A 16,964-nucleotide genomic window follows, 5' to 3' on the forward strand; every position below is an offset into this window, starting at 1 on the left:
TCCGTGTGGAGGGTAGAAAAATCACCCGTAGTGAAGTCCGAAACCATCTGGCTGCCCATCTTGAACGCTTATGGCGTTACGGGATGGTGCTGTCACGTAATCGTGATGTGGCCGAAGAGCTGGTACAAACCACCTGTGTACGGGCGCTGGAACGCAGCGCCCAGTTTACGCCGGGAACACGCATCGACCGCTGGCTGTTCACCTTGTTGCACTCGGTGTGGATCAACGATCTGCGTGCCAGGCGCGTGCGGCTCGGGCAGGGATTTGTCGACAGTGAGGATCTGCACGCAGCGGATACCTGGTCACACGAAGAGGACCGTATGCAGTATCAGCAAGTGATGCAGCGCGTGGAAAGGCTGCCGGAGGCTCAGCGTAATGCGGTGTTTCTGGTGTATGTAGAAGGGTTTACCTATCAGGAAGCTGCTGACACGCTGTCCGTACCGATTGGCACCATCATGAGCCGTCTGGCAGCGGCAAGAGCCACGTTGTCCCGTGCGACAACCTCAGCGCCTGCACAGGAGAAACGCCGGTGAACAGAGAACGTTTTTGTCCCCCTTACAGCGATGAGGCGATAGTCGCGTGGCTGGACGCAGAAATGGATGCGGAAGAGGCTCAGGCCTTTGAGCAACAGTTAAAGCGCGATCAACCGCTGGCGGCCCGCACCGCCGAACTGATGAAAAGCAACCAGCCGTTTGCCGAGGCTTTCGACCCCCTGCTGGAGGCCGCCCCCAGCGCACGCCTGCACGCAAACCTGGAGCGTCTGCTGGCGCAAACCCCGGCAACGCCGCCCGTGGTAAGCACTCAGGTCAGCCGCCGTGCGCTGATTGCTGCGTCACTGAGTTTCCTGGTGATCGGTTCCGGTTTCGGCTACTTCGTGCGCCCGGATAACCGCTCACGCCGTGAAAGCGAGAAAATCCGCGATCTTGAATCGCAGTATATGTCGCTCTACAGTCCGGAAACACTGGTGGATGTGGACAGCACCGCAGCGGTGATCGACCGCTCACTGGCCAGAACGGCACAGACGATGGGCCTGCATCTCAACGCGCAACAGCTCATGCTGCAGGACGCTGAGTTAAAAAGCGTGCGCCTGCTGCGCTATGACGATACCCGCATTGTGCAGATTGCCTGGGAGCACAGTGCGTATGGCCCGATGGCGCTGTGTGTTTCCCGCGAAGATCATAGCAGTGCCACCCCGGTGCTGGGCGAACAGCGCCACGGCATGAATCTGGCCTGGTGGCACGCGGGAGGTTACCAGTACGTGTTGATTGGGCGAAGCCCGGCACCGTGGCTACAGCAGAGCGCCGGGTTACTGCGTCAGGGACTGATGCCGACGTGATGACCACAGGCTTTGCCGACAGGGCGAAAATATCCTTGTTTTCACTCTGATGTTTATGACAGGGTGAACACCGGACATTTCACCCTTTCAGGAGCCACCGCATGAGTTCACATCCTCTTCGCCAGATCATCGAAGCCTGCGACCGCGCGATCACCGCCCGTGATTTTGACCAGTTGATGACGTGGTATGCGCCCGATGCCGCACTGGTGATTAAGCCGGGTATGATTGCCCGCGGCCACGATGAGATCCGCCGGGCGTTTATCGCCATCTCTGACCATTTTCAGGGGCTGCTGCGGGTTGAGCAGGGAACGATGCAGGTGATTGAAGGGGCGGGCGATGCGCTGGTGCTGATGGAGACGGTGCTGCATTACCCGGATGGCGCGGGCGAGACCCTAACCGTCACCCGGCGCGCCACCTATGTATTCAGGCAGGAGCCTGATGGCCGCTGGCTCTGCACCGTTGATAACTCCTACGGCACCGACCTGCTGGATGCCTGATATCGGCCCATTATTTGCGCGCAGCACGGCGATACAGCGTGCTGCGTGCCACGCCCAGCGCTTCTGCCGTTTTGCTCACATTGCCGTTGAAGCGTTGCAGAGTGGCGGCGATCAGTTGTTCATCATGCTGTTGCAGTGCAGGCAGCGGTTCACTCACCGCCAGCTGATACTCCGCAGGCAGGCTGTCGCAATCCAGCACGTCGTTATCATCGGCCAGCGCCAGCAGCACTTTCAGTACGCTGCGTAACTGGCGCACGTTACCCGGCCACGGCTGTTGCGCCAGGGTACCCAGCAGCAGTGGCGTCATCTCAATACCACGCTGCTCACCCCCCAGTTCCTGCCAGAGCTGGCGAATAAAGGCAGGCAGTTCTGCCCAGTCGCGCAACGGTGGCAGCGTCAGAGAGAACTCCTGCAGGCGGTAAAGCAGATCCTCACGGAACGCGCCCTCAGCCACTAACTGCGGCAGATTACGGTGGGTCGCGCAGATCACTGCAAAACTCACCGGCCAGCTGCGGCTGGAGCCGAGCGGGGCCACTTCTTTTTCCTGCAACACGCGCAGCAGACGGGTTTGCAGCGCCAGCGGCATATCGCCAATTTCATCCAGGAACAGCACGCCGCCGTCAGCTTCACGAATTTTCCCGATATAGCCACTCTTACTGGCCCCGGTAAAGGCACCGGACTGATAGCCAAACAGCTCTGATTCGATCAGCGATTCCGGGATGGCGGCACAGTTGATGGCGACAAACTTCCCCTGATGCCAGCGGCTCTGCTGATGCAGCGCCCGGCTGACATACTCCTTACCGCTACCGGTTTCACCCTGCAGACATAGCGACACCCCCGCATTGATCAGCCGCACCATCTTCTCGCCGCCATCACGCAGCGAAAAGGGCAGCGTGGATGGCGTCAGCGCGACCGAGGCAAAATGTGTGCGGGCCGGGGCACGCAGTCGGAAAAAATAGTGCTGCTGGCTGCGGGTGGTGAGCGGCTGTGGCACCTGATTGGCCTGTTGTGCCAGCTGTGGGAACAACTGCTGGAAGGTCAGGCAACCCAACTGTTCCGCGCCCAGTTCCAGTTCACGCATCGCCACGCGGTTGGCGGCCATCAGAATATTGTCAGAGAACACCAGCAGCAGCTCTTCCACGCGGTCAATGCCCTGAACCTGGCGGTGCAGACTCATCAGCCACTGATCGGGGTGCAGGCTCTGCTTGACCCACAGATACTCGATTTGCTTCGCGGCGTCTTTGATCCACGCCAGGGTGTGCGGATGCGCAAAGTGCGCCGGGCCGGAGATATCCAGTACCCCGGCAATCTGTCCGCCAGGGCTTTGCAGCGGGATCGCCGCGCAATACAGCCCCTGGTTGCTGGTCAGAAAATGCTGCTGGCCGTCGATTTCACAACAGTCATCAATCGCCAGTGCGGTGCCGATGGCATTCGTACCGCGCCCGCACTCACTCCAGAGATTCCCCGGTGCCAGTGCAAAGCGTTCCGCTTTTTGCAGCGCCTGCATATCACCAAAGGTGTTCAGCACCAGCCCGCTGGCATCCGACAGGATCACCACGGCCTGTTTATCGGCAATTTTCTCGGCTAATGCCCTGATGGCAGGCTGGGCAAATTGTTGCAGCGTGGCGTGGTGGGCGAGGGCATCGGCCAGTTCTGCCTGGCGAATGCGGGGAAAGTCGTCGGACAGGCGATCCAGACCGTAAAGCTGGCTGCGAAACCAGGAATCACTCAGCAGTGGATTTGGCGCAAACGGTGGCGTACTGACGGCTGACGAATTTCCCTGCATTGATAACCTCATGCCCTGGTGAAAGTGTTGCAATATTGTAGCCATCTGGTTTTTTCGGTGTTGCGATTTGCAACACAGATGCGAAAAGTTTCCATTATGGCTTGCGATAGCAGCGGTCACTCTCTTCGTATTACTCTGATCATCATCATTATTTTTACAATTCCAGTCAGGTAAAAAATTGGCACGGGGTGTGCAATGGGAAAGAGGCAATCGTAACAACGTCCGGGACAGGATCGCGCTGCGGTTGTTTATCTCTCAAAGACCTACCCTACAAGAGGATTTTGCGATGCGTTATTCCCATCCTGGTACACCCGGTGCTTTAGTTTCTTTCAAAGCGGCCTATGGCAACTTTATTGATGGCAAATTCGTCGAACCGCAAAGCGGTCAGTATTTTATGAACACCTCTCCGGTGAACGGCAGCGACATTGCCCAGTTCCCGCGTTCTGATGCCCGTGATATCGAGGCGGCGCTCGATGCCGCACACCGTGCGGCCGACGCCTGGGGAAAAACCAGCGTGCAGTATCGTTCTAATCTGCTGTTACAGCTGGCCGACCGTATTGAAGCCAATCTGGAATACCTTGCCGTGGCAGAAAGCTGGGATAACGGTAAGCCAATCCGCGAAACGCTGAATGCCGACCTGCCGCTGGCGGTTGACCATTTTCGTTACTTTGCCGGGTGCCTGCGTGCCCAGGAAGGGAGCGCCAACGAAATCGATGAAAAAACCGTGGCCTATCATTTCCATGAACCACTGGGCGTGGTCGGGCAGATTATCCCGTGGAACTTCCCGCTGCTGATGGCCGCCTGGAAACTGGCCCCGGCGCTGGCAGCCGGAAACTGTGTGGTGCTGAAACCCGCAGAGCAAACCCCGCTGGGTATCACGCTGTTGCTGGAACTGGCAGGCGATCTCTTCCCGGCGGGGGTGCTCAACGTGGTGCAGGGCTTTGGCCGTGAAGCGGGCGAAGCGCTGGCAACCAGCAAACGCATTGCCAAAATCGCCTTTACCGGCTCCACCCCTGTTGGCCGCCATATCATGGCCTGCGCGGCAGAAAACATTATTCCCTGCACCGTCGAGCTGGGCGGCAAGTCACCGAATATCTACTTTGCCGATGTGATGAACGGCGAACCGGAGTTTATCGACAAGGCGGTAGAAGGGCTGGTTCTGGGCTTCTTCAACCAGGGCGAAGTCTGCACCTGTCCGTCACGCGCCCTGATCCACGAATCAATCTATGCGCCGTTTATGGAAAAAGTGATGGCGAAAGTGGCGACCATCCGTCGTGGCGATCCGCTGGACACCGACACCATGATTGGTGCACAGGCATCACGTCAGCAGTTCGACAAAATCCTCTCGTATATTGATATCGCGCGACTGGAAGGCGGAAAAATCCTGACCGGGGGTGAACGTGCCAGCATCAGCAAAGAGCTGGATAACGGCTACTACATTCAGCCAACGCTTATCCAGGGCGACAACCAGATGCGCTGCTTCCAGGAAGAGATCTTTGGCCCGGTGATCGGGGTCACCACCTTTAAAGATGAAGCCGAAGCGCTGTCCATCGCCAATGAAACCCAGTTCGGCCTGGGCGCAGGCATCTGGACGCGTGACACCAATCTGGCATATCGCATGGGCCGCAGCATCAAGGCCGGGCGCGTATGGACTAACTGCTATCACATCTACCCGGCACACGCGGCCTTTGGGGGGTATAAACAGTCCGGTGTGGGCCGTGAAACGCACAAGATGGCGTTGAATGCCTATCAGCAAACCAAAAATCTGCTGGTCAGTTATGACACAGCACCGTTAGGGCTGTTTTAAGCCTGTTTTCTTTCGAGGATTGAATAATGAAAACGATGAAAGCCGCAGTAGTGAAAGCCTTTGGCGAACCGCTGGTGATTGAGCAGGTGCCGATCCCTGAGGTCGGGCCGGGCCAGCTGCTGGTGAAAGTGGTGGCCACGGGTGTCTGTCATACTGACCTGCACGCTGCCGAAGGTGACTGGCCGGTGAAACCTCAGCCGCCGTTTATTCCTGGCCATGAAGGCGTGGGGTATGTGGTCGCGGTAGGTGATGGCGTAAAGCATATAAAGGAAGGGGATCGCGTGGGCGTCCCCTGGCTGTACTCTGCCTGTGGCCACTGCGAACACTGTCTGGACAGTTGGGAAACCCTGTGCCATTCGCAGCAAAACGCCGGTTACTCGGTTAACGGTAGCTTTGCCGAATACTGTCTGGCCGATGCTAACTACGTTGGCATTCTGCCGGATAACATCGATTACAATGAAATCGCCCCGATCCTCTGTGCCGGGGTTACCGTGTACAAAGGCCTGAAAATGACCGAAGCCAAAGCGGGGGATTGGGTGGTCATTTCCGGTATTGGCGGGTTGGGTCATATGGCCGTTCAGTACGCCGTAGCCATGGGCTTTAATGTGGCCGCCGTCGATATCGACGACGAAAAACTGGCCTTTGCCAAACGTCTTGGCGCCACTGTCACGGCAAACGCCCGTAACGTTGACCCGGCAAAAGTGTTTAAAGACGCGTTCGGCGGCGCACATGCGGTGCTGGTGACGGCGGTGTCGCCCAAAGCCTTTGAACAGGCGATTGGTACGATGCGTCGCGGCGGCACCATGGTGCTGAACGGTCTGCCACCGGGTAAATTTGACCTGTCGATCTTCGATATGGTGCTGGACGGCATTACCGTACGCGGTTCGATCGTGGGGACGCGTAAAGACCTGCAGGAAGCGCTCGACTTTGCGGGTCGCCACAAAGTAGCGGCAAATATTTCGGTTGAGCCGCTGGCCAATATCAATGATATCTTTGCCCGTATGCATGCCGGGAAAATTGAAGGCCGCATCGTGGTCGATCTGGCCCTGTAATGTCTGTCTGACGACGGCAACACCGGATTAATCCGGGTTTCACAGCAGGCATAGCTTCAGCGCTATGCCTGTTCGCAAAATGTAAAGTATCAGTGATATCATCTGCCAGGTGTTCACTTATTAAAAGCCCGCATATGATCCTGACCCCGCAGAACATTGACTCTCTTAATACCATTTCACACTGGCTTGCCGTTAATGATGTCAACGGCGAACAGGAGCTGCACGCCGATGTGGCTATTCTGGCGGGCCATGCCGTGCTGCCGGGGCTGATCGGGGCCTTTACCCGGCTGGCTGACACCTCAATTCCTCTGTTGCTGAGCGGCGGCACAGGTCACTCCACCGAGCTGCTGAAAGCCGCATTGAACACAGTTCAGGTCAACAGCGATGCATCGAGCGAAGCACAGTTGCTGGCCGACGCAGCCGTGCAACTCTCCGGCATTAAGGCAGATCGGCTGATTATTGAAGATCAATCGCGTCACTGCGGTGAGAATGCTGCCTTCAGCCGTCGAAATCTGCTGGCGCGGGATATGCCGGCACAGCGTATCATTCTGATTCAGGACCCGCTGATGCAGCGCAGAACCACCGAAACCTTCCATCATGAGTGGCAGCGCCAGGGGCAACAGGTCGATTTCATCAGCTGGCCGGTGTTCGTGCCGCAGCTGGTGTTACAGGACGGCCAGCCGGTGATCACCGGGGCGGCATCGCCACAGGGATTGTGGGCACTGGACCGCTATGTTTCGATGGTGCTGGGAGAAGTGCGGCGGCTGCGTGATGACAAAGAGGGCTATGGTCCCCTGGGCCTCGGGTTTATCGGCCATGTGGATGTGCCTCACGCAGTGGAACATGCCTGGCAGCGGCTGATGGCCGAACCTGAACTGGCGGCGCTGGTGCGCTGAAATGACGACGGAACCCGATCTCAACTTACTGATTGCTCTGGATGTGCTTCTGAATGAGGCCAGCGTGGCGGCAGCGGCACGCCGTCTGGGCTTAAGCGCCTCGGCCATGAGCCGCACGCTCAGCCGCCTGCGCAGCGTTACGGGCGATCCGTTGCTGGTGCGTGCCGGGCGCAACATGGTGCTGACGCCCTGGGCCGAAGCGATCCGCGAACGCAGTCAGAACGTGGTCTTAGAAGCCCGTGCGGTGCTGCGTCCTGCGGTGGCCGAACAGCATCCCGCCAGTCTGGACTGTACGTTTACGCTACGCGCCAATGACGGATTTGTTGAAGCCTTTGGCCCGGCATTGATTGCGACAGCAGCGCTATCCGCGCCGTTGGTCCGTCTGGTTTTTGCCCCCAAACCGGAGAAAAGCGTCAAGCCGCTGCGCGAAGGACGCGTGGATCTGGAGATTGGTGTGCTGGGCGAGATGGGCCCGGAAATTCGTGTGCAGGCGCTGTTCCGCGATCGTTTCGTCGGTGTGGTGCGTCAGGGGCATCCGCTGTCGCAGTTACCTGATGTCAGCATCAGCGACTATGTTGCCTGGGGACATGTGGTGGCCTCACGCAGCGGACGGGCGGAAGGCCCGGTTGACCAGGCGCTGGCAGAGCAGGGCGTGCAACGCCGGGTCAGCGCCGTGGTGCCTGCTTTTCCGGCGGCGCTGGCCGTGGCGCGCGCCTCCGATCTGGTGGCGCTGGTGCCGGCATCCTTCCTGCTTAATCAGCCAGCCGGGCTGTTGCACCGTTTTGAACTGCCGGTCAAAACCGCTGCCATCACCGTGTCACAGATGTGGCACCCGCGCTCGGAAGTGGACCCGGCGCAACGCTGGCTGCGGCAACTCCTGCTGACAGTATGCCGTCAGCGGGTGCCGGACTGATCTTCTCCTCCCAGGTGGATCGTCACATGATGATGCTGACCCTCATCCTGCAACGGAATGCGATCCTCCGTCAGGTCAACGCCATCCAGCGTGATGTGATAATCCCCCTCACTGCGCACCACCTGAATATGATATTCGCTGCTGCCATGCTGATACGTCAGGCTGACGGAAGGCCAGTGTGCAGGCAGTAATGGCCTGACGGCCAGCGCATCCGCATGGCGGGTAATCCCCAGCAAAGATTCCACCAGCAGGCGGTAAGCCCAGCCCGCCGATCCGGTGTACCAGCTCCATCCCCCGCGTCCGGTGTGCGGAGCCACACTGTAGACATCCGCCGTCATCACGTAGGGTTCAACTTTATAGCGTGCCACCGCATCGGCATCCAGGCTGTGATTGACCGGATTGATTAACGACCACAATTGCCAGGCTCTTTCACTGTTACCCATTTGGGCAAAGGCCATCACCGCCCAGATAGCACCATGCGTATACTGCCCGCCGTTTTCACGTACGCCCGGGACGTAGCCCTGAATATAGCCGGGATTCGGTCCATCGCCATTAAACGGCGGCGTTAACAGTTTGATCATCCCTGCGTTGTCATCAACCAACCGTGCACCCAGTGACTGCATGGCTTTTGCGCACTGTTCGGGCGTTCCGGCACCGGAGAGGACAGCCCAGCTCTGCGCGATAGCATCAATCTGGCAGGCCTGCGACAGATGGGATCCCAGCGGTTCGCCGTTATCAAAATAGCCACGTCGATACCATTCACCATCCCAGCCGGCGCTGTTAAGGTTATCGCGAAGCTGGTCTGCCTCTTTGCGGCATCGCAGGGCAATATCCGTATGCTGCCGTTGTTCTGCCAGCGCGCCAAAACGCCGTAAAATATCGTAGAGGAAGAAGCCAAGCCAGACGCTTTCCCCTTTCCCTTCACTCCCCACCCGATTCATCCCGTCATTCCAGTCACCCGTCCCCATCAGCGGCAGGCCGTGTTGCCCGAAACGCAGGCCGTGGAGCAGGGCTTTCAGACCATGCAGCCAGACGGTATCTTCGTGAGCACTGATGGTGGGCTGCTCGTAAACGGACTCTTCACCGGGCTGCGGATGTTTGCCTTCCAGCCAGGGGACTGACTCCTCCAGCAGCGTCATATCGCCGGTGGTAGTGATGTAATGACAAATCGCCAGCGGCAACCAGAGGTAATCATCCGAACAGTGAGTGCGCACGCCATTCCCGAGAGGAGGATGCCACCAGTGCTGGACATCGCCCTCAATAAACTGCCGGGGGGCACATAGAACAATCTGTTCACGCAGGCGTTCAGGTGCGGTGTGACTCAGGGCCAGAGTATCCTGCAACTGGTCACGGAAACCGAATGCGCCGCCCGACTGGTAGTAACCGCTGCGCGCCATAATGCGACAGGCCAGCGTCTGGTACAGCAACCAGCCGTTCACCAGCAGGTTGACCGACGGATCGGGCGTGGTGATCACCACTTTATCCAGAATCCGGTGCCAGTACTGATGAACCTGCGCCAGCTCATGGCGGGCAGCATCCTCATCCAGATATTGGGCGATAAGCGCTTCCGCTTCCGCCTGATTTTGTCCGACCCCCAGCACAAAAATAAACGTACGCTGGTCGCCATCAATAAGCGTGGTGGCTGACTGTACCGCCGCACAGGGATCAAGCCCTGCGCCCGTGGTATCCGGCAGCCGCTGCTGTTGCATCGCCGCAGGGGAGCGGCGTGAACCGTGGCGGCCGAGGAAGGCCCGCCTGTCACCTGTCAGTGAACAGTGTGCCCCGGTCACCGCGAAGAATGCCGTTCTTTCAGAACCGTTGCTGTTGTAGTAGTTACTGGCCAGCACACCGCAGCCGGTGCGAACAGTGGAAGGGTGCGTGATGATATGCATGGCTGACTTGCTGCGCGATTCGCCCAGCGTCCATTCAACATAACCTGTAACAGAGATTTTCCGAATGCGGCCTGAGTTGTTGGTGAGGGTTAAAATGGCCAGCTTCACCGGCGCATGCTCGGCGACCAGCACGGTCAGTTCGCTATCCAGCCCGGTTTCCCGGTGGCTGAAGACGCTGTAGCCAAATCCGTGTCGACTCAGATAGGGGCCACGCCCCTGTACGGGCAGAGTGGTGGGTGACCAGACGGCACCAGTTTCTTCATCACGCAGATAGAAGGCTTCCCCTGAGCGGTCGCTGACAGGATCGTTCTCCCAGGGGGTGAGACGGTATTCGTGCGCATTTTCATACCAGGTATAGGCTTGTCCGGCTTCCGAAATCACGGTGCCGAACTGGGCATTCGCCATCACGTTCGACCAGGGTGCAGGCGTGGTGCCACGTTCATCCAGCAGGATTTGATATTCGCGACCGTCGGGAGAAAAGCCCCCCCGGCCATTGAAACAGAGCAGCGCAGCGGTATCCGGCTGCCAGTCGAGGTGGTGTTTGACCGGAAGCACGGGGGGCGTGACGAGGGCAAGCGACGAAGAGACGGCCCCCTGAACACGCAAATTGAGTTGTTCTTCCAGCCCACCCGCGCGATCGTCAATCACAACCCGTGCCACACTCAGCAGCAGCGTACGATCCTCTGCGGAAAGATGCTGGCCATTCCGTAAGAAAATCCCCCCCGACTTATCCGTCATGCCTGGCTCAGACTTGGCGGCGATCAGGTCCATAATCTGGTTGTGCAGCGTCTGCTGATAGCCACCCGGCCCATCATTGAGGATCACCAGATCGACCGCCAGACCTTTCAGACGCCAGTAATGATGGGCCTGCATCAGGGTATTGATCAGCGGGATACTGTCCGAATGAGTAATATTCAGGATCACAATCGGCAGATCGCCGGAGATAGTCCAGCCCCACAGACCGCTCTGTCCGCGACGATTACGGGCAATAATCTGCGCCTCTGCACGGAGTTCAGGGCCAGGGAACAGCACGGCGCTGGCAAGGCGATTGAACAATGAGGCATCGTCTTCATTAGCATTAATCTGTCGCAGCACAATCTGGCTGTGTGACCATGCCAGTTCAAAGACGCGATCGGCAATCGGGGAGTCGCGGTATTTTTACAGCAATGCCTGGCTCTGCTCTCGGCTGCCCGTCACCCCGTAAACGATATCGAGGGTGACCGGTACGCCGGGGAGTAACACCAGCGGCTGGCGCAGGGCGATTATCGGGTCGAGTACCGCACCGACGTTATTGCTCAGTGGCCCGCTCCGGGTGGGAGCCAGGGCGTTAGCGGTGTCATTCCCGCGCCCAAGAAAAGCGGCACGATCGGTTTCAAATGAGGCCGTTTTCTCCGTTCGACCATGCACCACCATCATATGGAACAGCCACGGGCTCTGTTCCTCCGGCGTGCGTGCCCGGCGGTGACAGAGAATCGCTTCCTGGGCAGAGACCCACTCGGTCTGAACAAACAGGTTGCTGAAGGCGGGGTGGGACAGATCGCTGTCGGCGGAAGCCAGCACCACTTCGGCGTAGCTGGTGAGTTCCACCGTCCGTGGCTGACGTCCCCTGTTGACCAGCGTGATACGACGCAGCTCGATGTCATCTTCGGGGGAAACGACAATCTGCGTTTTAATATGCAGCGTTCCCTGCCTGCGCGTGAACTCGGCGCCGGCATCGGTGAAGGAGGCTTTGTAATCATCGGGCGTTGAGCCGGCAGGCTGCCAGGTGTTGCTCCACACTTCTCCGCTTTTCACATCGCTGATGTAGCAGCAGGCACCCCAGTTATCACAGGTGGTATCGCTGCGCCAGCGGGTGAGGGCCAGATCGTTCCAGCGGCTGTAGCCGCCACCTGCCTGTGTCACCATCAGATGATAACGCGCGTTGGACAACAGCTGGACTTCAGGGGCGGCGCTGTCCACATCCGTGAATTCCCGCGGATCATAGTGAACCGGTAACAGCGTTCCTTCCGGCGCATCGAAGTGCCTGCGCGGGCTATAGAGTTCGATGTTATTCGGCACCCGCTCTTGCAACAGCAGACGTGCTGACTGAAATGCCGGGACAGCCATAAACCGGTCTGTCATTGGGGCATTGTGTAACAGGTGAGATAATGCCTGAAACGACATGCCCTGATGATGGGCCATCCAGGAGCGAACAACGGCAAACCGCTGGCCGCTGGCCTGACGGGAAGGGGTGTAATCCAGCGCTTCATAGAAGCCATATTCGCCACGCGCACCGTTTTTTTCCAGTACGGCAAGATTGTCACAGGCTTTGTGTGGCGCAACCAGCAGTGCCAGGAAAGTGGCATAAGGGGCCACCACCATATCGCCCGCCAGGCCGCGTTTTAGTCCAAGACCGGGGACACCAAAGGCGTGGTACTGATAATTTTGTAAGGGGTCAAACGCGTAATACCCTGACTCTGAAATGCCCCAGGGCACGCCACGCTGTTTTCCCCACTCAATCTGCCGATGCACCGCTGAAAGGCTCATCTGTTTCAGCAGGCTGCCCGGATAGGTGGGCATCACCAGATTGGGCATTAAGTACTCGAACATCGAGCCACTCCAGGACATCAGCGCCGTATCGCGATCGATGCGGGTGAACAGGCGTCCCAGGGCAAACCAGCTCTTGAGCGGTAGCTGATTGGTGGCAATAGTCAGGTAGGTGGTCAGACGGATCTCGGAGGGGAAGAGATCGTAATGACTGGTATCCAGCCTGTTATTATCACAGTCATAGCCGACGCTGAGCTGACTGGTCACCTCATTGTAGAGGAAGGTGAAATCCATGCGGGCATGTGCCGCCAGCCGCTGTTCCAGTTCGGCAATAATGTCGATCTGCATGCGTGCCGCTGCCAGCGTTTCTACTGTGGGTGTACCTGCTCCTGCTGGCGTTGCGGTAGACAGCCACGCCAGCGAAGGCAGCGTGGCCTCCTGCCAGCCTGCAGTGATCCAACCCAGCAGTGAGGACCAGGCATGGCAGAATAATGTCAGCTGGCGCTGAAGATGACCAATCCAGTGACTGATGGGACCGTTGTCTTCGGAGAGGGTGGGATGCAGGCGCAGGCTCAGTGCCTGCATTTTTCTGAGCTCGCCGAGTAACTGTGCCGGAGGCAGTTCATGCGCATTGCGACAGTGCTTATGCAGCTGGCGCAGTGTGGTCGGCGCATGTTGTCCCCAGCGGTTTTCCAGCAGCGTGATGGTGTCATCCAGGCCTGCCAGCATCTGATCAATATCGATAACGGGCTGGGTACGTAACTGCGATAAACCGGCACTCAGCGTCAGCAGATGCCCGGCCATATTTCCACTGTCCACGCTGGAGACATAGCGTGGGTTGAGGGGCTGCAGCGTACGGGTGTCGTACCAGTTGTAGAGGTGCCCACGGTAATGCTCCATTTTATCCAGCGTGTCCAGGGTGAGCGATACACGCCTCAGCACTTCACCGGCGGGGATATAGCCGAAGTCACAGGCCGTGAGGTTTGCCATCAGCGATAAACCAATATTCGTGGGTGACGTCCGATGGGCAACGGTGGGCTGCGGAAACTCCTGATAATTATCCGGTGGTAGCCAGTTTTCTTCGGCCTGGGTGAAGTGGTCGAAGAATGCCCAGATTTCACGACTGTTGTGGCGTAAAAAACGTTTCTGTCCGGCATTCAGCGCCGCCGCGACAGGCGCAGGGGAACGACTGAGCCAGCTCAGGATCAAGGGGGTCAGGCACCACAGCACGCCGATGGGGAGGGCAAAAACAAGCAAAAGCGGCGCATAGCAGGCGGTCAGGCCTGGCAGCAACACCCCGCAAACCACGTTGATTGCCATGGCACGGTAAAACCGCAGCGGGGAGGTTTTATTTCCCTCGTGACAGGGGTCCACACTGGCCCACTGATTGAGGTGACGGTGAGAAATACCTAAACGCCATAGCGTTTTCACTATCGCCAGCAATGAGAAGGCGGCCTCATGCGGCAGGGTGGCAAAGTTGAGAATAAGGTGTGTCAGGCGGCGCAGCGTGCCTGACGCGACCGCCGTCAGGCGCTGCCACAGAGGCCGGTTGCTGAACAACAGATCCTGAACGATGGCCAGAGCAACAGGCAACAGCAGGACCAGGGCCAGCATGACGAGCCAGTAGTGTGGGTTGGGGACCAGCAGCAAGGCGGAAAATATCAGCAGCAGCAGCGATGGCGCAACCAGGCTACGGCGAAGATTATCGAATAATTTCCAGCGTGATAAGGTACTTAACGGGTTTTTCTCACGTGAACCATCCGCTTTTTTCACGCGGAACGTCAGCCAGTTGAGCAACTGCCAGTCGCCACGAATCCAGCGAGTGCGGCGTGCAACATCAGAGAGATAATTGGCCGGATACTTTTCATAAAGCAGCACTTCGCTCAGCAACCCGGAGCGGGCATAACAGCCTTCCAGCAGATCGTGGCTCAGTACCAGATTGTCGGGACAGGTGTTCTGCATGGACTGCGTAAAGATATCGACATCATAGATGCCTTTGCCAACGAAGGCGCCTTCGCCAAACAGATCCTGATAAATATCAGACGACATCATCGAGTAAGGATTGTTACCCGGTACGCTGCTACAGATAGCGGCATAGCACCCCTGTCCTGACAGGGGGATTTCTTCGGCCAGACCCGGCTGCAAAATCCCGTAACCTTTAATCACTCTGCCTGTCGCGGCATCATAAACCGGATGATTCAGCGGGTGCGCCATGGTGGCCACCAGTTTGTGCGCCGTGTCACGGGGCAATACCGTGTCGCTGTCCAGCGTGATCACGTACCTGACGGGGGCAGGGAACGGTTTCTCATCCCCGACGCGCTGGGAAAATTGCGAGCCGGGCTGGCGCAACCAGCTGTTCAGCGCCGCCAGTTTTCCCCGTTTGCGTTCATAGCCCATCCACACACCTTGCTGCGGGTTCCATTCAGGTGAGCGGTGCAGCAAAAGGAACAGCGGGCGATCCGCCGCATAGCGACGGTTCAGCGCTTCGACCTGTGAAAGCGCCCATGCCAGCAGGGCATCATTTTCAGGAGACTGTTCTGTCTCCGCGTCACTGAAATCGGTCAGCAGTGCAAAATAGAGATGGGCACTGTGATTCCCCAGATAACACACCTCCAGGCTATTCAGCAACGCATCGGTTGCCTGACGGCTGGTCAGCAGGCAGGGAATGGCAATCAGTGTACTGAATTCTGCCGGTACGCCGCTGGAAAAATCCATCCGTGGCAATGGCTCCGGTGTGCGAAACCGTGTTGTCGCCTCACTGAGCAGATGCAGAACCACCTGACTGATCGCCATCGACAGTGGGACCGCCAGCAGCAACAGCGGCCAGCGCAGCCCCTGTTCCGCAGTTGCATGCAACACCTCTGCCGTACAGGCAACGGTCAACAGACTCAGGCTGCCGAGCCAGGCGAGCAGGGGTTCCTGATTGAATCGATGACGCAGATGCGTTAGCCAGTTGGTGTTGGCGGCCAGGCGTTTTTCCAGTACATGGCGGTCTTCGCCGATCAGATACTGGCCGATATGATGCTGCGGCAGGATGGCACTGGCCGCCTGTGACAATGCCAGCACGTGGCGGGTCACATCCAGTTCACTAAAGCGGCTGGTGCGGGCCAGTTTCTCAATCACGTGCCGGTAATGGTCGCGGGTATCAAAATGCATTAGCGGGTATATCCCGGCAGGATCCTGACGCAGCATCTGCTCGACCAGACTTTGATCTTCACAAAAATCGGCCCAGTTGGTTTCACTTAACAGCCGCAATCCGGCAATACTGTTACTCACAGAGAGCTGACTGGCCGCGAGTTGCTGATTAAAGCGGTGGATCAACAGGTCGGTGGTGATGCCTGTTTCCACCAGTCTCTGTTCCATCCAGGTCAGGGGCAGGGCCAGCAGGTTGCCACGCCCCTGTAATCTGCGGACCAGTTCCGCGACAAACGCGCTGCTGAGTGGCGGGCGGGAGCGCGCCATATCGGCAATCACCATTACCAGGTCGGCCGGGGCCGTTTCAGCACAGGTGATCATCTGGCTGACCCACTCATCGGCGAGGTTACGCTCCTTTTGCGCCTGAGCGACTTCGCTGCTCACGCGGCGCAGATTTTCGATAAGCGCAAGGCGTAACATGCCCGGTAATGCCCAGAGTTCGCCCAGCGTCAGTGGCGTCTCCTGTTGGTAGGCGCTGATATAGCCCGAAAGACTGCTGACATCCCAGCGCCCGTCACCGTGAGCAATAGCTTCGGAAGCAATATCATAAATACGCGGGCAGGCATGAGGGGAAGCCAGTACCGGAAGACCTTTACCAAAGTTTTTTGGCAAATGATGACGCACCATGCGGATCTGTTCTTCAATCAGATAATAGTTGTCCAGCAACCATTCGCCCGCTGGGGCAATACTGATTTTATCGACTTTATTGAGCAGGTAGCAGTTTTGGGCAATGACTGATTCATTGTCGTCCAGGCGTTTCAGCAGATACCAGGGGATTTTATCAGGTGATAATCGATGCGAACGCGCCAGTTTCTGACCGAAATGCGCCATCTGAGCGGCTGAAAATAATTCTGCTTTAATCACACTATCCATCGCCCGGGCAGGTGCCCCCGTCCAGGCTGTTTTTATTGTGGCGATTTTTGCACGTAACATCGTCATAAATGGAGATTTAATGCTTAATTTCATATTGTTGCTCGTCAGGCGGGGAAACGCACAGGAGCAGTTGTGAAATCATTTCAGAAACGATCTCTCTGAATGGTGTAAACAATCAACGTTCAGCAGCT

Annotated in this window: 8 protein-coding genes and 1 pseudogene; 7 read left to right on the forward strand and 2 right to left on the reverse strand. The window is 57.9% G+C overall.

What is annotated here, in order from left to right; all coding sequences use genetic code 11:
• The first annotated feature begins 5 nt into the window (after nt 1-5).
• From WH279_RS15815 to WH279_RS15825, 3 genes are all read left to right on the forward strand, one after another.
• Nucleotides 6-533 carry a sigma-70 family RNA polymerase sigma factor gene (locus WH279_RS15815; protein ID WP_227536283.1) on the forward strand — a complete coding sequence of 176 codons (528 nt, stop codon included), beginning with the start codon at nt 6-8 and terminating at the stop codon, nt 531-533.
• Nucleotides 530-1,336: an anti-sigma factor family protein gene (locus tag WH279_RS15820; protein WP_200642053.1), complete on the forward strand. Its 807-nt coding sequence runs from the start codon at nt 530-532 to the stop codon at nt 1,334-1,336. The genes WH279_RS15815 and WH279_RS15820 overlap by 4 nt, the downstream gene beginning before the upstream one ends.
• Before the next feature lie 101 nt (nt 1,337-1,437).
• A complete protein-coding gene (locus WH279_RS15825; RefSeq protein ID WP_339457665.1) occupies nt 1,438-1,833 on the forward strand; it encodes a YybH family protein in 396 nt (131 codons plus the stop codon).
• A 10-nt stretch (nt 1,834-1,843) separates the two neighbouring features.
• Here the strand turns inward: WH279_RS15825 and WH279_RS15830 are convergent, their stop codons facing one another.
• Nucleotides 1,844-3,619, reverse strand: a complete 1,776-nt coding sequence (locus WH279_RS15830) for a sigma-54-dependent Fis family transcriptional regulator (RefSeq protein ID WP_339457666.1) — start codon at nt 3,617-3,619, stop codon at nt 1,844-1,846.
• Between the two features lie 286 nt (nt 3,620-3,905).
• Here WH279_RS15830 and exaC point away from each other — a divergent pair, with 286 nt between their 5' ends.
• The 4 genes from exaC to WH279_RS15850 all read left to right on the forward strand — a co-directional run bounded on the left by exaC (nt 3,906) and on the right by WH279_RS15850 (nt 8,287).
• Nucleotides 3,906-5,426 (forward strand): acetaldehyde dehydrogenase ExaC, encoded by a 1,521-nt coding sequence (exaC, locus tag WH279_RS15835; protein ID WP_133846526.1) that lies wholly within the window; start codon nt 3,906-3,908, stop codon nt 5,424-5,426.
• A gap of 26 nt (nt 5,427-5,452) precedes the next feature.
• A complete protein-coding gene (gene adhP / locus WH279_RS15840) occupies nt 5,453-6,478 on the forward strand; it encodes an alcohol dehydrogenase AdhP (RefSeq protein WP_200642050.1) in 1,026 nt (341 codons plus the stop codon).
• Between the two features lie 134 nt (nt 6,479-6,612).
• Nucleotides 6,613-7,374, forward strand: a complete 762-nt coding sequence (locus WH279_RS15845) for a YdcF family protein (protein WP_200642049.1) — start codon at nt 6,613-6,615, stop codon at nt 7,372-7,374.
• Between the two features lies 1 nt (nt 7,375).
• On the forward strand, nt 7,376-8,287 hold the full coding sequence (locus tag WH279_RS15850; protein WP_339457667.1) for a LysR family transcriptional regulator: 912 nt from the start codon (nt 7,376-7,378) through the stop codon (nt 8,285-8,287).
• Here the strand turns inward: WH279_RS15850 and WH279_RS15855 are convergent.
• Nucleotides 8,269-16,833 (reverse strand): annotated as a pseudogene (locus WH279_RS15855) (GH36-type glycosyl hydrolase domain-containing protein). The gene WH279_RS15850 and the pseudogene WH279_RS15855 overlap by 19 nt on opposite strands.
• Between the last annotated feature and the right edge of the window lie 131 nt (nt 16,834-16,964).

The organism is Erwinia sp. MYb375 (genome assembly GCF_037479175.1).
Taxonomy (GTDB): Bacteria; Pseudomonadota; Gammaproteobacteria; order Enterobacterales; family Enterobacteriaceae; genus Erwinia; species Erwinia rhapontici.

What these genes read in the sequence shown, in the direction of transcription:
- WH279_RS15825 (WP_339457665.1), top strand. Translation starts at nt 1,438, where the DNA reads ATGAGTTCACATCCTCTTCGCCAGATCATCGAAGCCTGCGACCGCGCG.
- WH279_RS15830 (WP_339457666.1), bottom strand. Translation starts at nt 3,619, where the DNA reads ATGCAGGGAAATTCGTCAGCCGTCAGTACGCCACCGTTTGCGCCAAAT.
- exaC (WP_133846526.1), top strand. Translation starts at nt 3,906, where the DNA reads ATGCGTTATTCCCATCCTGGTACACCCGGTGCTTTAGTTTCTTTCAAA.
- adhP (WP_200642050.1), top strand. Translation starts at nt 5,453, where the DNA reads ATGAAAACGATGAAAGCCGCAGTAGTGAAAGCCTTTGGCGAACCGCTG.
- WH279_RS15845 (WP_200642049.1), top strand. Translation starts at nt 6,613, where the DNA reads ATGATCCTGACCCCGCAGAACATTGACTCTCTTAATACCATTTCACAC.
- WH279_RS15850 (WP_339457667.1), top strand. Translation starts at nt 7,376, where the DNA reads ATGACGACGGAACCCGATCTCAACTTACTGATTGCTCTGGATGTGCTT.